Source organism: Buchnera aphidicola (Cinara cf. splendens/pseudotsugae 3390), from assembly GCF_900698845.1.
In the GTDB taxonomy this organism is placed as follows: domain Bacteria; phylum Pseudomonadota; class Gammaproteobacteria; order Enterobacterales; family Enterobacteriaceae; genus Buchnera_F; species Buchnera_F aphidicola_AM.
Genome location: NZ_LR217692.1, coordinates 1 through 17,907 on the forward strand (window position 1 = coordinate 1; position 17,907 = coordinate 17,907).

Below are 17,907 nucleotides of genomic sequence, written 5' to 3' on the forward strand. Positions count from 1 at the left end.
TATATAAATATATAAATATATAATATATAAATATAAATAAATAAATAAATGAATATTAATTCAGTATTTTAGGAAAAAGAAATGGTTTTTTATAAAAAATTTGATATTATTGTAATTGGAGCAGGACATGCTGGTACAGAAGCAGCTTCTGCTTCTTCAAGAATGGGTCATAAAACTTTGTTATTAACACATAAAATTAATACCATTGGTGCTTTGTCATGTAACCCAGCTATTGGTGGTTTAGGTAAAAGTCAATTGGTAAAAGAAATTGATGCAATGGGTGGTTTGATGGCAAAAGTAACCGATTATGCAGGTATTCAATTTAAAATTTTAAATTCAAGAAAAGGATCTGCAGTACAGTCTACACGAGCACAGACGGATAGACTTTTGTATCAAAAAAAAATACAATTTTTTTTGAGAAATCATGATAATTTAACAATTTTAGAAACAGAAGTATTGGATTTAATAATTAAGAATTACCAGGTATATGGCGTTTTGACTGCTGATGGTGTTTGTTTTAAAAGTACTGTTGTTATATTAACCGCTGGAACTTTTTTAAATGGAAAAATGTATATTGGTTCTAAAACTATGTTTGGAGGTAGAAGAGGTGATTCAAATTCATCAACGTTAGCTGAAAATTTAAAAAAATATTTTTTTAGAACTGGGCGATTAAAGACAGGTACGCCACCACGTTTACATGCTAAAACAATTGATTTTAATAAATTAGAACAACAATGGGGCGATATTCCTACTCCTGTTTTTTCTTTTATGGGATCTATTTCACATCATCCTAAACAAGTACCGTGTTATATTACATATACAAATGTGAATACACATAATTTAATTAAAGATAATTTATGTTGCAGTCCGATATATAGTGGTTTTATTCACGGAGTTGGTCCTCGTTATTGTCCATCTATTGAAGACAAAATAGTTCGATTTCCTGATAAATTTCGTCATCAAATATTTTTAGAACCCGAAGGTATTAACAGCGAAATAATTTATCCAAACGGGATTTCTACTAGTCTTCCGTATTCAATACAAAAAAAAATGATTCATTCAATTTCAGGATTAGAAAAATCAGAAATTGTCTATCCTGGATATGCTGTAGAATACGACTATTTTGATCCCAGAGATTTACGTATGACATTAGAATCTAAAATTATCAAAAATTTTTTTTTAGCCGGTCAAATTAATGGGACTACTGGTTATGAAGAAGCTGGCGCTCAAGGTTTAATTGCAGGTATAAATGCCGCGTTATCAGTTCAAAATAAAGATCCTTGGTTTCCTAAAAGGAATGAAGCATATATTGGTGTTTTAATAGACGATTTATGTAATAAAGGTACTTCTGAGCCTTATCGTATGTTTACTTCACGAGCAGAATATCGATTGTTATTACGAGAAAATAATGCTGATGATCGTTTAACAAAAATTGGTTATAAACTTGGGTTAGTTAATCATGGACAATGGACATGTTTTTCTAAAAAAAGAGATAAAATTTCACAAGAATCTGAACGATTAAAAAATATTAAAATTACATCTAAATCCATTAATTCTTTTTTTAAAAATAAAAAATTAGATATTACTTTAAAAAAAAATTGTTCTGCTTTTGATTGTTTACGTCGACCACATATTACATATGATATTTTAATGGATTTTCTTAACCAGAATATATTTGATAATTGTGTTGTTGAAGATAAAGCTGTTATACATGAAATTGAGACACGGAGTAAATATTATGGATATATTAAACGTCAAAAAAAAGAAGCTAAAAGAAGTATTCGATATGAAAATGTAAAATTGTCATCTATAAAAGATTATAAGGACATTATTGGCCTATCGAATGAAGTAATTATAAAATTAAATGAATATCGTCCTTGTTCTTTAGGACAAGCTTCACGTATTTCTGGTATTACTCCAGTAGCGATTTCTATACTGCTTGTTTTTTTAAAAAAACATAATCTTAGTTTTTAGTTTTCTAGATTTAAAATTTTTCAATATATATTTTTCGATATATTTTGGCAGGTTTTATTTGATTTATTTCCTGCCGAAATTAATAAGCATGTGAATTTTAAAATTTATGTTTCTTGTATATTTAATATGTATTTACACATCAATATTTTTTGCATATAAAGCATTTTTTTTAATAAATTCCCTTCTAGGTTGCACTGTATCTCCCATTAAGGTACTAAATAGATGATTAGCTATTTTGGCATCTTGTATAGTTATTTGTAACATCTGTCTAGTTTCAGGATTCATAGTAGTAGTCCATAATTGTTCAGGATTCATTTCTCCCAATCCTTTGTATCTTTGAATACTAATGAATTTTTTTGTTTCTTGTATTAATGTATTAATTGTATCGTCTAAATTTTTAAATATAAAAGATTTTTTATGAAATTGTATATGTGCATAATTTTTACGCATATGATTAATTTTTTTTATGAATTTAATAAATTTTGTGTATTTTTTTGTTGAAAAAAAATCATTTTTTAAATGATAAGAATGAAAAATTTTTTTGTTGCTAACGTTTAATGTTGGTTCATATTTTTTCTGATTTTTTTTTATATAATAAGAATATATATTTTTATTATGAGAATATTTTTTTTTTTGTAGTTGTTTTGTTAATTTTTTAATCCATAATCTTACATTTTTTTTTTTGTCTAAATTTTTTAATGGAAAAATGTAAATCATAGCTTTATATATGAATAATGGTATTTCTTTATTTATAGAAAAAAAATTTTTATTGATTTGTTGGTATTCAAACATAATCCGAGAGAATTTTTTTTGATGATATTTTTGTTTGTTTTTTTGAGTACATATAATGTAACTATTTTTTTGTATAAATTGATATTGATAGGTATATAGTTCTTTTGAATTTTTTAAATACTTTTCTTGTTTTCCACTTTTAACTTTATACAATGGTGGTTGAGCAATATATATGTGTCCATTTTCTATTATTTCCGGCATTTGTCGAAAGAAAAATGTTAATAGTAATGTTCTAATATGTAATCCGTCTACATCCGCATCTGTCATAATAATAATAGAATGATATCTTAATTTTTTGAGATTGTATTCTTCTTTTCCAAAACCACATCCTAAAGCAGTAATTAATGTAATTAATTCTGATGATGTTATTATTTTTTCAAAACGGGCTTTTTCTATGTTTAAGATTTTACCTTTTAATGGTAAAATGGCTTGGTTTTTTCTATTTCTTCCCTGCTTTGCAGAACCTCCTGCAGAGTCACCTTCTACTAAATATATTTCTGATAAATGGGGATCTTTTTCTTGACAATCGGATAATTTTCCAGGCAAGTGAGATGTTTCTAACGATCCTGTTCGACGAGTTATTTCTCGAGCTTTTTTCGCTGCTTCTCTAGATCGTGCTGATTGTATAATTTTAGTAACAATGATTTTTGCATCTTTAGGATTTTCTAATAAAAAATTCATTAAGTGTTCATTTAATAATTTTTCTACTACAGATTTTACTTCTGAAGATACTAGTTTTTCTTTTGTCTGGGAAGAGAATTTTGGATTAAACATTTTAATTGCAATTAAAGCGGTTAGTCCTTCTCTCGTGTCTTCTCCTGTAATTGTGATTTTATTTTTTTTACTTGATTTTTCTTTTTCAGAAAAATAATTTAATGTTCGTGTTAACGCAGCTCGAAATCCTGATAAATGGCTGCCTCCATCTTGTTGTGGTACATTGTTAGTAAAGCATAATATTTTTTCTTGAAACTTTGTATTCCATTGCATAGCGATATTTACTTCAATATTTTTTTTTTGTTTTCTAAATAAAAAAATTTTTTTATGTATTGGTGTTTTTTTATTATTGATTTTTTTGATAAATGATTTAATTCCTCCTTTGTGAAAATATTGAAATTTTTTTTGATTTCTAATGTCTTTTAGTTTAATCAATAAATTAGCATTTAAAAATGATAATTCTTGCAATCTTTTTTGTAAAATTTCATATTGAAAAGTATTATGGTTAGTGAAGATATTTTTATTGGGCCAAAACCGGATTCTTGTCCCTTTTCTTTTCGTGATTCCTGTACATAATAATTTTTTTTTTGGATTTCCATTAAAATATTTTTGATAATATTTTTTTCCATCGCGATAAACATATAATTCTAATTTTTCAGATAAAGCGTTTACCACTGAAACACCGACACCATGTAACCCTCCAGAAACTTTATAAGAACTATCATCAAACTTTCCTCCAGCATGTAGCATGGTCATAATAACTTCAGCTGCAGATACTCCTACTTCTGGATGAATATCTGTAGGTATACCTCTTCCGTTGTCTCTTACAGAGACTGAGTTATCGTAATGTATGATTACTTCAATTAAATTGCAATGTCCTGCTAAAGCCTCATCTATTGAGTTGTCTACTACTTCAAATACCATATGATGTAATCCTGTACCATCATCAGTATCTCCAATATACATACCTGGGCGTTTTCTAACTGCATCTAATCCTTTTAATATTTTTATATTAGATGAAGTGTATAAGTTTGACATGTATTATCCTTTTTTGTATATGAAAAATTAATTTTGAATTGAAAATTATAGTTTTAAAGGCATAATTATATACTTAGTTTCTTTTTGTGCATTTGATTGAATTTGAATACTCGAAATTGGAGTATCAAAAATAATATTAATTGTAGGAGTATTTAGAGCATTTAAAACATCTAATAAATAAAAAACGTTTATAGAAAATGAAATATTTTTTTGCTGATATTTTATGTAAAAAGAATCACATGATTCCTCATCATCTTGATTGTTTGATGTTATTTTTAATAAATTTTCTGAAAAATTTAAAAAAACACCTTTAAAGGTAGTATTGCATAAAATGGATGTTTTTAATAATGATTCTTTTAGTTGTTCGGTGTGCAGCAAAATAGAGTGAGTATATTTTTTTAAAATTACATCATGATAATTAGGAAAGTTACCATTTAATAATTTTGTTATTAATAAACTGGTATCGAATTGAAACGAGACATAATGATAGTCAATATTCATGGAGATTAAGTCATCTGTGTAAGTTAATAGTCTGTTTAACTCTAATATAGCTTGTTTATTAACGATTATGGAAAAAGAAGATATTTCAGCGTTCAACATAATAGTATATATAGATAATCTATGTCCATCAGTCGTAACTGTGCGTAAATAAGATTTTTTATATTCAATCAACATTCCATTTAAAGGATTTCTGACATCATTATGCGCTATAGAAAAATAAATTGATGAAATAATTGTTTTTAATATTTTTTGTGAAATAAAAAATTTTTTTATTTTTTGAATTTTTTTAAATTTTGGAAATTTTTTTTGTGGTAAAGTATTTAATTTGAATAAACTATTAAATATTTTTATATGCATTTTTTCGTTGATTAAATGAAAATGCAATTCTTCATTACGTTTGATATTACGACAAATACTAAATATTTTTTTTCCAGATACTGTAATGCATCCAGAAGTATAGAAGATAAAGTATTTTCTATGTATATATGTATGTAATTCGATTTCTAATGTAGAACTGGTTAATTTTAATATATTTGCATTAATTTTAATAATTACGTTTTCTAAGATTGGAAATACGGTATTTTTAGTAATGATTCTGTTGATTTTTTTAAAAGAATTTAAAAAATCATTGTTTTTAATTTTGAATTCCATGTTTTATACGTTTAATTGATTGAACAAGTGTAAAAAGTCGTAATAAATTTTATTTTTTTTTTTTTTTAAATAATTGATTTTTTTACAAGCGTGTAACACAGTAGTATGATTTTTTTTGCCAAAAGCTTTTCCTATTTCGGAATAGCTATAATCAGTCAATTTTTTTATTAAAAACATAGCAATTTGTCTAGGTTCTACAATAAATTTTGATCTTTTAGAAGAAATAATGTCTGATTTTTTAATATTAAAATAAGTAGCAACTTTTCTTTGAATTACATGTATATCCGGTTTTTTTTTGTTTTTTATTAATTTACTTATTTGTTTTTGTACAAAAATTTTTGTCATTTTTTTTTTTTTAAGAATTAATTTAAAATGTATTTTTTTTAAAAAAAATATTAATTTTTTTATATTAGAACACATTTTTTGTGAAATATATTTTGCTATTTTGTATGATAACTTAATATTATTATCATGAGCCTTGTTTAATAAAATATGTATTTTAGTTATTAATTCAGGAGGATTAATGGATGTAATTAATCCTAATTTAAATTGAGATGGTAAATTTTGTAATATTTTTTTTATTTGATTTATATCAAAATTTGTAGTTAATACAATTTTTTGATTTTTTTGTAAAAATTTATTTAATATATTGAATATTTTTTTTTTTTTTTTTTTTTATAAAAAAAATATTGAATATCATCTATTAATAAAGTTTTTATAGAACTATAATAATTTTTAAAATGGATTAAAGAATTGTTTTTTAATGAAAAAGTCATATTACGAATAAAATTTTTTGCATGTATATAAATTACTTCATGATTATAATTTTTTGTTAAGATTTTATTGCCTATAGCATGAAGTAAATGTGTTTTTCCACATCCAGATTTTCCACATAAAAATAATATGTTAAAAAAATTTTTTGATTTTTTGGTAAACATGTATGCTGCATAACGCGCTAATTGATTCGACATACCTTCAATAAAATTATCAAACTGATAGTTAAGTTGAATATTATTTTTTAAAAGTAGTTTTTTTTTGATATTTTTGATTTTATTTTAATTTTTTTAGTTTTTGTTTTATACTGATTTTTATTTTTTAATATTAACAATATCATACAACATATTTTCTATTTTATAGAATGGTTATTATTTATATTATTTAATATAATGATTTACAGATTTTTTGATATTTTATGTTACGATTAATATATACATAATTTTTTTAAATGTATATATAATAATAATTATATTTTTGATTTTTTTAAAAGAATAAATGTATTGAATTTTGGTAATAAATGTTATTTAAAAATTATATTAATAATAGATATATGATATTATTTTTTTTGTGATACTCAGTCAATTTTTTAAATATTTTTATTTAATTAAAGATCAAGATATACAACTATTATTTAAGCACTTTGATATTAAAAATATATTTATTTTTTAGATTTTTATTTTTGTTTTTTTTATATAAATATTATTATAATAATATATTGTTTGTATTAAAAATATTTTTTTTAATAAATCTAATTTAATCAATTTAAACATGTTCATGTATAACATGATATAATTATTATATGATGTACAGATATTTTATTATTTAATTGACACATACTTGTTTATGTTGTTTGTATAAAAATAGGGAATACTTATATGAAACGTACTTTTCAACCTTCTAACATTAAACGTAATCGTACACATGGTTTTCGTTCTCGTATGTCATCTAAGAGTGGTCGAGATATTTTATCGCACAGACGTTCAAAATTGCGTTCAGTATTATGTGTGTAAAATATTTTTATAAAAGTAATGAATATGTCACGATTTTCTTTAAAAAAGAAATCACGTTTGTTGTTAAACGTTCAATTTCAAAAAATTTATAATAAAAATTACAAAATTCATACAAAACATTTTTTAATGTTTATGCATACAAATTATTTACAATTTCCTAGATTAGGAATTTCTATTTCTAAAAAAAACGTTGCACGGTCACATGATCGTAATCGAGTTAAGCGTCTTATTAAGGAAAGTTTTCGATTAGTGCAACATAATCTGTTGTTTATGGATTTTATAATAATTGTTAAAAAAAATATTCATTTATTAAATAATAGTAAAATATTTTTTTTTTTAAAAAAATTATGGTCTTATAAAAGTAAAAATAATGTCTTGAATATAAATAAATTATAACATAAATTTATATGTCATCGATTTATGATAGTTTTTTTAATTTTAAGTAGTGAGAAAATTTTATGATATATCTGAAACGTATTTTTTTTATAATATCTTGTGTTGTTTTTTCTTTTTTTGTATGGAACTTCTGGAATACACATGCTTCTATAAATCAAAATAATGTAAAGATAAATAGTTTTGTACATAAAATTTACGACATTAAAAATAATAATAATATTTAATTGATTAATGTATCAAATGATTTAATTTTTTTAGATGTTAGTCTATTAAGAGATCTAGATATATCTTCGAATATATTAAATAATGATTTTTAAATAAAAAATATTTGTTGATTTTTTTTAAAATTATAAAAAATTCTTTATAAGATAACTAGTAAAGTGTGAAATAAAAATAATTTCGATATTATAAAAAATATAAAATTATTATATAATATAGAATATTTACTTTATATATATTTTTATTTAAGTTTTAAAAAATAAAAATATTAATACAACAAAATTTTATTTATAATTTTTTTAATAAAAATTAATTCTTTAGTGCTTCATTTGTATGGTATAAAAATAGATAATATATTTTACACGATAATATACATGCAATGTATAATTTTTTATGGAGTATTCTATAAAAAATTGTTTTATAAGTATTTTTTAAAAAAGTTTTATATATAAAGAATTATCAGGTAACTGTTTTTTAATACTTACAGAAATTATTAAAATTTTATTTTTAGTAATATCTGGTATAAAAAATATACATATCATAATTAACATTAACTGGATAGTTATAATGCAAATAAAATTTTTAACAATTTGGATTTCTCATATTTATAATCAATTTGTCATTTTCGTAAATAAAGTTAATAGTAGTATTGCATTAATTAGATTATTATCAAAAGTATATCATGTTCAGTTTTATTATCTTTATAAATTATTTAGTAATGAGTGGTTAAGCACTATAGTAAAAAATATTATGTTATTTTTTTCAAAAAATTTACAATTTATAACAAAATACGCAAAATTAAATATAATTTCCTATCCTGTTTTTAAATTGCTAGTCTTTTTTTATGGTTTTTTTCATAATTGGGGTATAACCATTATTTTTGTAACTATTTTAGTAAAGATAATTATGTATCCATTAACTAGATTACAGTATGTATCTATGTTACACATGAAAGTTTTACAACCAGAAATACAGAAAGTAAAACATCAATGTTGTAATGATTCTACAGTAATGAATAAAAAAATTTTATCTTTATATAAATTTAAGAAAATTAATCCTTTTTTTAGTTTTTTATCTATAATGTTACAAATACCTATATTTTTATCATTTTACTATGTATTGGTTTCTTCAGTAGAATTAAAGAATGCACCTTTTATTTTTTGGATTACAGATCTATCTAGTTACGATCCGTATTATGTACTGCCATTTTGCGTAATCTTGAGTATTTTATTAACTCAATATCATGAATTAAGTTATAATAATATTATAAAAAAGAAAAATTTTTTATGTGTCACGCCGTTTTTATGTATTTTTTTTTTATTTTGGCTTCCTTCTGGTTTGATTTTATATTATATAACGAGTAATTTAATGACTTTTTTACAGCAGTGGATTATACGTCGAAATTTTTTTAAAAATAATAAATATAATTAATAATATTTATATAATTAAAAATTAATCATTATATTAAGCAAATAATTTTTTATATTTTTAGAGTATTAATAAAGTATGATATTTAATGAAACTATTGTAGCTCCAGCTACGGCTTTTGGTCGATCAGGTATTGGAATTATAAGAATTTCTGGTTCTTCTGTTTTAAGAATAATGAAAAAATTTTTAAATATCTCTATGAAAGAACGTTTTGCACATAATGCATCATTTTTAGATTTTCAAGGGAATGTTATTGATCATGGTATTGCATTGTTTTTTTCTGCTCCTAAGTCATTTACCGGAGAGGATATTTTAGAGTTTCAAGGTCATGGAAATCCAATTTTATTAGATATAATTATAGAAAATATAGTACGTATGAATAACGTTCGCTTAGCACGCCCAGGTGAATTTTCAGAAAGAGCTTTTTTAAATAAAAAAATAGATTTAATTCAAGCTGAAGCAATTAGTGATTTAATTAATGCACAATCTAAATTATCAATACAAGCTTCCTTACTTTCTTTGTCTGGTAGTTTCTCAAGAAAAATATGTTTAATTATCGATTTATTAAAAGTTTTTTATTCTCAAGTAGAAGCTACTATTAATTTTTCTGACGAGATAGATAGCTCTTATGAGCGTTTAGATTTCATGCCTCAGTTAACTAAAATTATTGTATTACTAAAAAATTTGACAGATACAGCACGAAAAAGTCACGCTTTACAAAAAAGTATAAAGATTGTAATTGCGGGACTACCTAATGTAGGTAAATCTAGTTTATTTAATTATTTATCTGATCAAAGAGTTTCTATTGTTACGGATATTCCGGGTACTACACGTGATTTAATGTGTAAAGATATATGGTCAAATGGTATATGTTATGAACTTATGGATACTGCAGGGTTACGTAAAAGTCAAGATGTTATTGAGAATATAGGTATCCAGTTAGCAGAAAAAAGTATTCGCAGTTGCGACCATGTTTTTTTTGTTTTAGATACTTCGCGTAATCAGAAAAAAAATAACAAAGTTATATTAAAGAGTATTAAAAATTTACGTATTAATCAAACTATTACATTTATTTTTAATAAAATAGATCTCACTGAACAACAACCACGATTAGAAGTCGTACATCAGAAATTTCAATGTATTTATTTGTCAGTTAAAAAAAAATTAGGGTTAAATAGATTAAAAAAAATAATTAATACAATTTTACATACCAAAAATAATGTTGAAAGTGTTTTTTTAGCAAGACGTAGACATGTTTTGGAATTAGAAAAATCGTTAAAACATTTAATGAAAGGAAAAAAAGATTGGTATAAAAGCAATAATGTTGAATTATTATCAGAAAATATACGTTTGTCAATGAATTGTTTGCTGAGGATTACAGGTCATTTTAATAGCGATGATTTATTAAATAAAATTTTTTCTGATTTTTGTATTGGAAAATAAAAAATTTTTATGAATGAATATGTTTGTATAAATATGCCCGGAGGCGGAATTGAACCACCGACACGGGGATTTTCAGTCCCCTGCTCTACCGACTGAGCTATCCGGGCATTAAAATGATTAAACATTAAAATGTTTGTTTTGTCAATATTTTTATGAAATAAAATTTTTAAATTCGTATCATGATACCATTTTTGCAGTAATGTACAAATTGGGTTTTTGGCAGAATTTTAGGTAATATAAAATCTATTTTTTATAATGTGTACATTATATAGTTATATTTGAAATATAGTTTATGTATATAAATATATCATTAATTTTTTTTTAATTGTCTGATTTTTTTATTGAAAAAATTAAATAAAAATTAACGATGCCCTTGAAATTCTTGATATAGGTCCATATATTCTTAAAATACAAGAGTACATTAACAAAAATATTGGTTTACTCACTGATTACGTAACACGACAACGCGTATTTTACTAGAGAGGATCATACTATGAAGCTTCGTCCATTGCATGATAGAGTAATTGTTAAACGTAATGAGGCTGAATCAAAATCTGCTGGCGGTATTGTTTTAACTGGATCTGCAGCTGGAAAATCCACTCGAGGAGTGGTTTTATCAGTAGGTAAGGGTCGAATTTTAGATAATGGAGTTGTTAAAAAATTAGACGTAAAAATCGGTGATGTTGTTGTATTTAATGAAGGTTATGGTGCAAAAACTGAAACTATTGATAATGAAGAAATATTAATTCTGACTGAAAGCGACATTCTAGCAATTGTAGAAGAATAATAATTTCATAATCATATTAACTAAAAATTTTAAATTTTGAGGACATTTCAAATGGCAGCAAAAGATGTAAAATTTGGTAATGAAGCTCGAATTAAAATGCTTCGAGGTGTTAATGTTTTAGCTGATGCAGTAAAAGTTACACTAGGTCCTAAAGGTAGAAATGTTGTATTGGATAAATCTTTTGGTCCGCCAAGTATAACTAAAGATGGTGTATCTGTAGCACGAGAAATTGAATTAGAAGATAAGTTTGAAAATATGGGTGCTCAGATGGTTAAAGAAGTTGCTTCTAAAGCAAATGATGCCGCTGGTGATGGAACTACTACTGCAACTTTATTAGCTCAGTCTATAGTAAATGAAGGTTTGAAGGCAGTAGCTGCAGGAATGAATCCTATGGATTTAAAACGAGGTATTGATAAAGCAGTAATTCACGCTGTTGATGAATTAAAAAAAATATCAGTTCCGTGTTCTGATTCAAAAGCAATTACACAAGTAGGTACTATCTCTGCTAATGCAGATGAAAAAGTTGGTAGTTTGATTGCTGAAGCTATGGAAAAAGTTGGGAATGATGGAGTAATTACTGTTGAAGAAGGTACCGGCTTACAAAACGAGTTAGAAGTAGTTAAAGGTATGCAATTTGATAGAGGATACTTATCTCCTTATTTTATTAATAAGTCCGATACTGGGTTGGTAGAATTAGATAATCCATATATTTTAATGGCAGATAAAAAAATTTCTAATATTCGTGAGTTATTACCGATTTTGGAATCAGTAGCTAAATCTAGCAAACCATTATTAATTATTGCAGAGGATTTAGAAGGAGAAGCCCTAGCAACTTTAGTAGTAAACTCCATGAGGGGAATTGTTAAGGTTTCTGCGGTTAAAGCGCCTGGTTTTGGTGATCGTAGAAAAGCAATGTTACAAGATATTTCAATTCTTACTGGAGGTTCTGTTATATCAGAAGAATTAGCTATGGAATTAGAAAAATCTTCTTTAGAAGATCTCGGTCAAGCAAAACGTGTAGTAATTAGTAAAGATGCAACCACTATAATTGGTGGTCACGGTGATAAAAATAGTATTAAAGATCGTATTCATCAAATTCGACAAGAAATACATGAAGCTACTTCTGATTACGATAAAGAAAAATTAAATGAACGTTTAGCAAAATTATCTGGTGGTGTAGCAGTATTAAAAGTTGGTGCTGCAACTGAAGTAGAAATGAAAGAGAAAAAAGCTCGTGTAGAGGATGCTTTACATGCAACTCGAGCAGCAGTAGAAGAAGGAGTAGTACCTGGAGGAGGTGTTGCTTTAGTAAGGGTAGCAGAAAAAATTTCTCGTATTAACGGTCAAAATGAAGATCAAAATGTAGGGATAAGAGTTGCTTTGCGTGCTATGGAAGCTCCTTTACGTCAAATTGTTGCGAATTCTGGCGAAGAACCATCAGTTGTAACTAATAATGTAAAAGATGGACGTGGTAATTATGGTTATAATGCAGCTACTGATGAGTATGGTGATATGATAACATTCGGTATTTTAGATCCTACAAAAGTCACTAGATCTGCATTACAATATGCGGCTTCAGTTGCTGGATTAATGATTACTACAGAATGTATGGTTACAGATCTCCCTAAAGATGAAAAATCTTCGTCTGATTTAAGTACTCCACCAGGTGGCGGTATGGGTGGTGGTATGGGTGGTATGATGTAGGTTTTTTTTAATTTTAAATTAATTAAAAATTTTACTACAGTAAAAATAGAAATAATGTAATTACACTATTTTATATATACTGATAGTCTCCTTGTTCTCTGAAATAAATAATTATGAGAACAAGGGATTATATTTATATTTTGAGATATATGTTATGACAACTTATAGCGGTACTTCTTTAAAATCAGGTTTAAAAATTTTAATAAAAAATCAACCATATGAAATTCAATATAGTGAATTTATAAAACCAGGAAAAGGACAAGCATTTGTTAGAATTAAATTAAGACAATTATTGACTGGAAAGATATTCAGTAAAACTGTTAAAGCAACAGATGTTTTTTATTCTACTGATATTACAGAAATTACTGCAATTTATTTGTATAACAATGGATTTATTTGGGTATTTATGAATAAAAAAAATTTTGAACATATCCATGTTTTAAAAAAGTTTTTGTATGGATGTGAAAAATGGTTAACAAATTCCTCTAGTTGTAAAATTATTTTATGGAATAATTCTCCCATTTCTGTTCATACCAATAAATTTATAAATTTAAAAGTTCAAGATATTGATATTACAGTAAAAGGAGATACTATTAATTCTGCTAGTAAATTAGTTTTTGTAGAAACAGGTGCTTCTATTCGTGTTCCTTTATTTATCAAAAAAGGTGATTCTATTAAAATAGATACTCGTTTTGGAAAATATATATCTCGTACAAATCATTAATGTGATGGTTATAATATTTATTATTAATAATTAACGTTGGTTTATTTGTACATTTTTTCTATAACTCTCCCATTCAAATGTTAACCATAAACTATTTCCTAAACTCATTCTATCGAGAACCCTCTCCCCCAATAGACTATTTAATTTTTTATGGTTTAAATTAGATAAAATTCCGGTAGGTTTTTGAGAAGACGATCTTCTATCTATAATTTGATTAATAATCATTTTTTCATATCTAGATTCTGTTTGCATTCCAATTTCATCGATTATAAGTAGGTCTACCGTGCTAAAGTTATATAATAATTTTTCTTCAGTTATTTTTGAAGACGACTGATTAAAAGTACTTTTTAAGGTTGACATAAGATCTGCAACTGTGATGATTAATATATTATTTCCTCGTAAAATTAAATAATTTCCAATAGCTGAAGCTAAATGATTTTTTCCGGTTCCAGGTCGACCTGAAAATATAAAACTAGAAATATTATTTTTAAAATTTTCCGCATATCTTCGGGCAGCGCATAGAACCGTTTTATGTCCTTCATGATTTATTTTGTAGTTTTCGAAAGAACAATTTTTATATAATTCTCGTATTCCAGATCGACCCAAAATTCTTTGTATTTTTGTAGCTTTGTTTTTTTGAATAATAGATTCAGAATATTTTTTTCCTTGTTCCTGGTTCCAAGATAATAATTCTTTATCATTAAAAAATTTTGGTTCTATATAGGCAGGCATGATTTTTTTTAGTTTTTTTAAGAAATTGTTCATTTATAGTATTTATTTTTCCACATGTTGTTATCTTTAATATTTATAGTAATTTTTAAAAATTTTTATTGTTTTTTGTTTAAAACATAATTTTAACTATAACTTTTATGATATAATAATTGTTCATTGATGAATACTTTATGTGAATGTTATTAATTATATGTTATTATAATTTTAAACATAAGATTTTCATTAAATGTATAGTGATATGTATATAATGTTATAGTTTATATTTGATTTATTTTATTAAACTATATAATTTTTTCTATAAAATAATGAAAATGATACTATTCCTATTTTTTTGCTTTTTATTAATTTCCATTTTTTCGGTATATAAATATTATTATCTGTGTGTTCAATATATATAATGGAATCTTTATTAATCCAATTATATTTTTCTAGATATTGAATAGATTTATTAAGCAATATTTTATTATAGAAAGGTGGATCTAAATAAATAATATCATATGGCGTACCATTTTTTTTTAGCCACCATAAAGTGTTAGTGTGAAAAACTGATATATTAGTAATAGAAAAAATTTTTAGTGTTTTTTTTAGTTTGTCAACTAAAATATATTTTTTTTCTAAAGCTGTAACTGATGTAGCTAATCGAGATACTGATTCTATACTTAAGTTCCCGCTGCCAGAAAAACAATCTAAACATATGGAGTTTTTTATATATTGTTGTAACCAATTAAATAATACTTGTTTAATACGATTTCTAGTCGGTCTTACATTTATTTTATTAACTGAATGTAATACTCTATTTTTTAAAAATCCACCAGTAATACGAATTTTTTTTGTTTTTTTATTTTTTTTTTTCATTTTTGTAATGTTTTTATAGAATTTTTAAATAAAATGTTGTAAATATTATAATAATAAAAAATTGAGGTTTATATGTGTAATAAAAAAAAAATTTTTTTTCTAGTTTAAAATCTTTTTTTGAAAAAAAAAATCAGAATAATACTTCTGAAAATAAAACAAAAACTTGTTTAAAAGATTCTTTTCCAAATTCATCTAATTATAAAATTAGTTCTTTTTTTAATAATTATATACATAGTACCAAAAATTTTTTTATTAATAAAATAAATAGTATTTTTTATGCACCAAAATTAGATGAAAAGATGTTTAAAGAATTAAAAAATTTATTATTATCATCTGATTTTGGGATAACCGCTACTGAAAAAATTCTGCATATATTCAAAAAACATATTAAAAGAAAAAATTTAATAAATTCTAAACAAGCTATTACATATTTTAAAAATTTATTATTAAATATGTTAGTTGTATCTAAAGATAAAAATTGTAGTATTTCTAAAACTAAAATGCCATTTATAATTTTGATTATTGGAGTCAATGGTGTAGGAAAAACTACTGTTGTTACAAAATTAGCATATTATTATAAAACACTTGGTTATTCTACTATGGTTGCTGCAGGTGATACTTATAGATCTGCTGCAATTGATCAGTTGACAGACTTAGGTGTATTACATGATATTTCAGTTTTTTCCAAACCTCTAGGTTCAGATCCTGCTTCAGTTGTATTTGATGCAATTAAAGAATCCATAAAACAAAAAAAGAATATTTTGATTATTGATACTGCTGGTCGTTTACATAATAAATATCATTTAATTCAAGAATTACAAAAAATTAATCGAGTAATTAATAAATGTCATCCTACAGCACCTCATGAAATATTTTTGGTACTAGATGCTGGAATTGGTCAAAATTCTATAGAACAAGCTAGAGTTTTTTCTTCCAATCTTCCTGTTACAGGGTCGATTATTACTAAGTTAGATGGTACAGCTAAAGGTGGAATTATTTTTTCAATTGCTAACGAGTTAACAATTCCTATTTGTTTTGTTGGTACAGGAGACAAAATAACAGATTTTTCATCTTTTGATAGTACAAAATTTGTTGATAGTTTTTTTAATATTAGTTAAATCATATTAATGTGTTAAATTATCAAATAGATTCATAGTTTAATTAGAATGCACAGTTTATATTGTACCTTTAGGATAAAATGAAAAAAATAAAACATCAAGTTCACACAATTAGTTTTTTAAATATTGGCAGTTTAGATGCCTATATTCGTATGGCGAATTCTTTTTCTATATTATCTTCTAAAAAAGAAAAGTTACTTGCAGAAAAATTATTTTTTTATAGAGATATAGAATCAGCAAAATTATTGATTTTATCAAATTTGAGATTTGTAATTCATGTTGCTAAAAATTATTCAGGATATGGTTTACCACAAGCTGATTTAATTCAAGAAGGAAATATTGGTTTAATGAAAGCTATTAGGCGTTTTAATCCTAATATTAATGTTCGTTTAGTTTCATTTGCTGTACATTGGATAAAATCTGAAATTCATGAATATGTTTTAAAAAATTGGCGTATAGTAAAAGTTGCCACAACTAAAGCACAACGAAAATTATTTTTTAATTTAAGAAAATCTAAAAAAAGATTAGGTTGGTTTAACTTGCATGAAATAGATATTGTTGCACGTGAATTAGGTGTTAGTCGACAAGAAGTAAAAGAAATGGAAGCAAGAATGTCTGCTCAAGATATAACTTTAGATATTACACCTCCAGATTCTCAATCCGATTACTCTACAAATAACACACGTTCTTCTCTTTATCTAGAAGATAAAAAATCAAATTTTGCAATGAAAGTTGAACAAGATAACTGGGCCTTACATGCTTCGAATAAATTAAGTAATGCATTATTAGTATTGGATGAAAGAAGTCAACAAATTATTAAAAGACGTTGGTTAAATAAAAATAGTTCTAAAATTACATTGCAGGCTATTGCTCAAGATTACGGGATTTCAGCTGAACGAGTTCGTCAGCTAGAAAAAAATGCTATGAAAAAATTAAAAATAGCAATTGAAGCATAATTATTATTAATAACGTATTTTTTTTGAATTGTTAGTATTTATTCTTGAATTTCTATTTCTTTTTTAAAAAATATTAATATATAAATAT

General features: G+C 24.6%; 17 protein-coding genes and 1 tRNA gene. 11 read left to right on the forward strand and 7 right to left on the reverse strand.

Annotated elements, in window-relative coordinates:
* The first annotated feature begins 81 nt into the window (after positions 1-81).
* Positions 82-1,974: a tRNA uridine-5-carboxymethylaminomethyl(34) synthesis enzyme MnmG gene (gene mnmG, locus BUCISPPS3390_RS00005; protein WP_154060629.1), complete on the forward strand. Its 1,893-nt coding sequence runs from the start codon at positions 82-84 to the stop codon at positions 1,972-1,974.
* Between the two features lie 132 nt (positions 1,975-2,106).
* On the opposite strand, the gene gyrB is transcribed toward mnmG, so the two are convergent.
* The 4 genes from gyrB to BUCISPPS3390_RS00030 all read right to left on the reverse strand — a co-directional run bounded on the left by gyrB (position 2,107) and on the right by BUCISPPS3390_RS00030 (position 6,719).
* On the reverse strand, positions 2,107-4,518 hold the full coding sequence (gyrB, locus tag BUCISPPS3390_RS00010) for a DNA topoisomerase (ATP-hydrolyzing) subunit B (protein WP_154060630.1): 2,412 nt from the start codon (positions 4,516-4,518) through the stop codon (positions 2,107-2,109).
* A 45-nt stretch (positions 4,519-4,563) separates the two neighbouring features.
* A complete protein-coding gene (gene dnaN, locus BUCISPPS3390_RS00015; RefSeq protein WP_154060631.1) occupies positions 4,564-5,670 on the reverse strand; it encodes a DNA polymerase III subunit beta in 1,107 nt (368 codons plus the stop codon).
* Positions 5,671-5,673: 3 nt separating this feature from the next.
* Entirely contained in the window at positions 5,674-6,015 is a 342-nt protein-coding gene (locus BUCISPPS3390_RS00020; RefSeq protein WP_172599018.1) for a helix-turn-helix domain-containing protein, read from the reverse strand.
* A 296-nt stretch (positions 6,016-6,311) separates the two neighbouring features.
* Positions 6,312-6,719 carry a DnaA ATPase domain-containing protein gene (locus BUCISPPS3390_RS00030; RefSeq protein WP_331877449.1) on the reverse strand — a complete coding sequence of 136 codons (408 nt, stop codon included), beginning with the start codon at positions 6,717-6,719 and terminating at the stop codon, positions 6,312-6,314.
* A gap of 603 nt (positions 6,720-7,322) precedes the next feature.
* Between BUCISPPS3390_RS00030 and rpmH the strand changes: the two genes are divergently transcribed.
* The 5 genes from rpmH to mnmE all read left to right on the forward strand — a co-directional run bounded on the left by rpmH (position 7,323) and on the right by mnmE (position 10,943).
* Positions 7,323-7,457 carry a 50S ribosomal protein L34 gene (gene rpmH / locus BUCISPPS3390_RS00035; protein WP_154060634.1) on the forward strand — a complete coding sequence of 45 codons (135 nt, stop codon included), beginning with the start codon at positions 7,323-7,325 and terminating at the stop codon, positions 7,455-7,457.
* 24 nt (positions 7,458-7,481) lie between these two features.
* Complete coding sequence (rnpA, locus tag BUCISPPS3390_RS00040; RefSeq protein ID WP_172599019.1) at positions 7,482-7,853, forward strand: ribonuclease P protein component; 372 nt, start codon at positions 7,482-7,484, stop codon at positions 7,851-7,853.
* 62 nt (positions 7,854-7,915) lie between these two features.
* Positions 7,916-8,077, forward strand: a complete 162-nt coding sequence (locus BUCISPPS3390_RS00045; protein ID WP_172599020.1) for a hypothetical protein — start codon at positions 7,916-7,918, stop codon at positions 8,075-8,077.
* 562 nt (positions 8,078-8,639) lie between these two features.
* Complete coding sequence (yidC, locus tag BUCISPPS3390_RS00050; protein WP_154060636.1) at positions 8,640-9,503, forward strand: membrane protein insertase YidC; 864 nt, start codon at positions 8,640-8,642, stop codon at positions 9,501-9,503.
* A 75-nt stretch (positions 9,504-9,578) separates the two neighbouring features.
* Entirely contained in the window at positions 9,579-10,943 is a 1,365-nt protein-coding gene (gene mnmE, locus BUCISPPS3390_RS00055; protein WP_154060637.1) for a tRNA uridine-5-carboxymethylaminomethyl(34) synthesis GTPase MnmE, read from the forward strand.
* A gap of 34 nt (positions 10,944-10,977) precedes the next feature.
* Here the strand turns inward: mnmE and BUCISPPS3390_RS00060 are convergent.
* Positions 10,978-11,050 (reverse strand) — tRNA-Phe (locus BUCISPPS3390_RS00060).
* A gap of 386 nt (positions 11,051-11,436) precedes the next feature.
* Between BUCISPPS3390_RS00060 and BUCISPPS3390_RS00065 the strand changes: the two genes are divergently transcribed.
* From BUCISPPS3390_RS00065 to efp, 3 genes are all read left to right on the forward strand, one after another.
* Entirely contained in the window at positions 11,437-11,730 is a 294-nt protein-coding gene (locus BUCISPPS3390_RS00065; protein WP_154060638.1) for a co-chaperone GroES, read from the forward strand.
* 51 nt (positions 11,731-11,781) lie between these two features.
* The gene (gene groL / locus BUCISPPS3390_RS00070) at positions 11,782-13,434 is read left to right on the forward strand and encodes a chaperonin GroEL (protein ID WP_154060639.1); all 1,653 of its coding nucleotides are present in this window, start codon (positions 11,782-11,784) and stop codon (positions 13,432-13,434) included.
* Positions 13,435-13,588: 154 nt separating this feature from the next.
* Positions 13,589-14,158 carry an elongation factor P gene (gene efp, locus BUCISPPS3390_RS00075; RefSeq protein WP_154060640.1) on the forward strand — a complete coding sequence of 190 codons (570 nt, stop codon included), beginning with the start codon at positions 13,589-13,591 and terminating at the stop codon, positions 14,156-14,158.
* 30 nt (positions 14,159-14,188) lie between these two features.
* On the opposite strand, the gene dnaC is transcribed toward efp, so the two are convergent.
* A complete protein-coding gene (gene dnaC / locus BUCISPPS3390_RS00080; RefSeq protein WP_154060641.1) occupies positions 14,189-14,923 on the reverse strand; it encodes a DNA replication protein DnaC in 735 nt (244 codons plus the stop codon).
* Positions 14,924-15,166: 243 nt separating this feature from the next.
* Complete coding sequence (gene rsmD, locus BUCISPPS3390_RS00085) at positions 15,167-15,745, reverse strand: 16S rRNA (guanine(966)-N(2))-methyltransferase RsmD (protein WP_154060642.1); 579 nt, start codon at positions 15,743-15,745, stop codon at positions 15,167-15,169.
* A 260-nt stretch (positions 15,746-16,005) separates the two neighbouring features.
* Here rsmD and ftsY point away from each other — a divergent pair, with 260 nt between their 5' ends.
* A complete protein-coding gene (gene ftsY / locus BUCISPPS3390_RS00090) occupies positions 16,006-16,863 on the forward strand; it encodes a signal recognition particle-docking protein FtsY (protein ID WP_269471940.1) in 858 nt (285 codons plus the stop codon).
* 89 nt (positions 16,864-16,952) lie between these two features.
* Positions 16,953-17,819, forward strand: a complete 867-nt coding sequence (gene rpoH, locus BUCISPPS3390_RS00095; RefSeq protein WP_172599036.1) for an RNA polymerase sigma factor RpoH — start codon at positions 16,953-16,955, stop codon at positions 17,817-17,819.
* The last annotated feature ends 88 nt before the right edge of the window (positions 17,820-17,907 follow it).